A 3,216-nucleotide genomic window follows, 5' to 3' on the forward strand; every position below is an offset into this window, starting at 1 on the left:
TTCTCTATCGCACCAAATCTAACTCTCCCTAATGCAAGAACGACGAGTTTATTAGCAATCTTCTTCCTATTATCCTTTGTTATAATTGGATTAAACACATTTTTTTTCATTAGGATTTAATAATTTTTCTTCTTCTATTGTACCTTCCTTATTTACAGGAATACATCCAATCCCATTTTTTTAAGAAATTTTTCAGTAGACCCAAAATCACCACTTGGACAAGCAATACAAACTTTTGGGAAAAATTGTTGATATACTATTGCTTGTGGAATGGCATCAATAATGCTCTGCTCTGTATTTTCTAAATATTTGCTTTCGATCGCTATCATATCGAAGAATGGAGTATCATCCTCCCATTTTATTGGAAAAAATTCCCTCTTCCATTTAGGAATTATAACTAAATCCGTTCTTTTGTATGTCTTTTCTCCAGTCTGTAAACAAAATTCTTCTATACACAAACTTTTCTTCTTTTCCTCGAAATAATTTTTAACTAGGTCTGTAATTTTGTCTTTTTCTTCATTCCTTTTTCCCATATTTAATGTATCAAATGTTAGATATTTACTATTTTGCCCCTAGGGAGGATAGCAAAACAGTGTTTTATTTTGGCGGAGTTAGGATTACACTATCTTTAATTATTGTCTTAATAAATATTTTTTTAAATAAAATTTAAATTGATTTAAAATCCGTTTTAGAATAAATAATTTAATATGATATGCAATATAACTTTATGGCAGATAAGGCAGCCTTTCAAGACTATATTAACAAGTTTAATGCACGGGCAGAAAAGTATATTCTTCCAGAACCATGGACGCCCGTCCACCAGGCATTGTATAAACCGGACAATCTTTTTGACCTGCCTGTGAAAGAAGCGGATGAGATGAGATTGAAGGCCATAAGATATGCCTTTAAGCACCATTATGAAAATAACGGATTTTACAGGAATTTCTGTAAAGAAAGCAATACCTCCCCGGACGACATAAAAAGCATTGATGATTTAGCCAAAATACCGCTGATACCCGATAAATTCTTTAAAGACTATCCCTCCGGCAAGGATTTTGCAGCGTGGCTTGCGACATTGTTTACCGGGGAACTGCCAAACGTTGTTGTAAATAAAAATAATCCGTCGTATGATGACGTTATAAACAGTTTCAATGCCGCCGGCTTAAAAATTTCTTATAGCAGTGGAACAAGCGGAAGGTATACATTTATACCGAGAGACGAGAGAACATTTTACTTATCGGAATACGCAATTGCAAAAACTGCAATAACAATGGTATATCCATTCTGGGAATACAAAATGGACGGATATTTGATGATGCCCGACCCCAATAGAACAAATGTTTATGCCGGCAAGGTTTGCTCCGTATACTTTGATGCAATAGAAAACATTGAGGTGGCTATCAACAGGGAGCTATCTACAGAGCTAATACAGGTGGCAATGGGGGGCGGAGTGAAAAGTTCCCTGATAAAATTTGCAGTTAAAAGGGAGAATAAAAAAATGGTGGATAGAATCATAAAATGGTTGAGGGAGAAAGAAGAAAAGAAAAGAAAAATGTCTATGGTTGGTGCACCGTTTATTCTGCATTTCGTTATGAATAAACTGGAAGAGGATGGTGAATCATTTGATTTTGGAGATAACGGGGCGGTTGTAACTGGGGGCGGTTGGAAAATATATGAACACAAAAGAATGCCCGTTGAGAAATTCAGAAAAAGGGTGGAGGATATCCTGGGCATACCTGGGAAAAATTGCCTTGACGTGTATGGAATGGTTGAGGGAAATGGATGGATGGTTCACTGTCCGGAAGGGCATTACTTGCACATTCCTTATTCCTACTTTCATCCACTAATACTCGATGATGAATTTGAGCCAGTTGGATACGGTGAGTGGGGAAGATTTGCTTTCCTTGATCCGCTGGCAGAAAGCTATCCAGGTTTTATAATTTCGGGTGACAGAGTCAGGGTGCTGGAACATTGTCCTGTATGCGACCGCCCCGGCCCTGTCTTCGAGCCTGAAATAAAAAGGGTGATGGGAGAGGAAATGAGAGGATGTGCGGAGGAAATGCGCCGCGTGCTTTCAATGGATATGGGTAAATAGAATGGTTAGCTTTAAAAAAATGAAGGAAAAGGGATACATCCCGCAAAAAACCTACCTTAAGTTGATGATAAATGGTGCTTTTTCGTTAAGTAAGACACTTGTTACAAATCTGGGCAGTCTCAAAAAAGTCAGAAAAATTGGCCCACACGAAAAAAGGTATGTGCAGCCGCCGAGAAGATACGAGTTGCCAGAGTACAAAGAGGGGATGAAATATTGCAAATCGGATGAGAAATATCTCAGACCCACGCTTTACTGCAACCCGAGAGTTCCAGAAGTAATAGCACTTGCAAATGAACTCGGAGCATTTGAGAAATCTGATAGCGAGTTTGCAGAAGATGCTTTTGAATTTGTGAAACGCAATATAACGCTGGAAATACTCCCGATGGACGGAGTTGAAGCAACTATCAGGAGGGGCACTGGCACATGCTTTCACCAGATATCGGCGTTTATCGCTTTGTGTAGGGCTGCTGGAATAAAGGCAAGATACAAGATGTTCGCTATGAACATGATAAAGGCGTGGTACGATGCGACAATACGCGTCGACCCGCTGGTCAAAAAATGGTATGATTCCATGGGATATTTTATGATAGAGGGTGAGGGAGAAGCTTACGTTGATGACAAATGGGTGGTCGCCCATGTAGGCCCAACGTCTGAAAGGCAGGCGGCGGCGGGCATACCTATAACAAAGTTTGGTGAGGATTCTCTCGGTACATGGTTTTTCGCCCTTCCTGGGACAACCATGCGAATGGAGTCTATTCCCTATGGTCTGGGTTCGGCCACAAAACTGCTGAAAAAGATAGCTCCAGGTTCCATGGAAAGAGTCAATGCAAGCATATTCGGGCAGATAGAACGGGGCAAGCAAATATTGGAAGAGGCAGGCGGTGAAGCAGCTTACGATAAAAAAGTAAGAAAAAAAATTCCAAAAACACCAAAAATGGAATTGCAAACAGCAAAAGGCGTTGCCTTTGGATAGTGATAAAGGATCCGGGTAGTTCCCAATAAATTTGTTGAAGATTTAAATAGTAGGAGATAATTGCCTCTTAGCAGAAGAACATGCTAGGAGGGAAAAGATGGAAAAAAAGAAAGGTAAAAAATGCCTAAAAGATAGGCATGGAAATGTG

General features: G+C 39.5%; 3 protein-coding genes. 2 read left to right on the plus strand and 1 reads right to left on the minus strand.

Annotated elements, in window-relative coordinates:
- Window positions 1-152: 152 nt before the first annotated feature.
- A complete protein-coding gene (locus U9O96_00140) occupies window positions 153-533 on the minus strand; it encodes a hypothetical protein (GenBank protein ID MEA2053519.1) in 381 nt (126 codons plus the stop codon).
- A gap of 194 nt (window positions 534-727) precedes the next feature.
- On the opposite strand from U9O96_00140, the gene U9O96_00145 reads away from it, so the two are divergent.
- Window positions 728-2,095, plus strand: a complete 1,368-nt coding sequence (locus U9O96_00145) for a hypothetical protein (GenBank protein MEA2053520.1) — start codon at window positions 728-730, stop codon at window positions 2,093-2,095.
- Between the two features lie 19 nt (window positions 2,096-2,114).
- A complete protein-coding gene (locus U9O96_00150) occupies window positions 2,115-3,068 on the plus strand; it encodes a transglutaminase domain-containing protein (GenBank protein ID MEA2053521.1) in 954 nt (317 codons plus the stop codon).
- Window positions 3,069-3,216: the final 148 nt, after the last annotated feature.

The sequence above is a fragment of the Candidatus Thermoplasmatota archaeon genome (genome assembly GCA_034660695.1).
Lineage (GTDB): Archaea > Thermoplasmatota > E2 > UBA202 > DSCA01 > JAYEJS01.

What these genes read in the sequence shown, in the direction of transcription:
- U9O96_00150 (MEA2053521.1), top strand. Translation starts at nt 2,115, where the DNA reads ATGAAGGAAAAGGGATACATCCCGCAAAAAACCTACCTTAAGTTGATG.
- U9O96_00140 (MEA2053519.1), bottom strand. Translation starts at nt 533, where the DNA reads ATGGGAAAAAGGAATGAAGAAAAAGACAAAATTACAGACCTAGTTAAA.
- U9O96_00145 (MEA2053520.1), top strand. Translation starts at nt 728, where the DNA reads ATGGCAGATAAGGCAGCCTTTCAAGACTATATTAACAAGTTTAATGCA.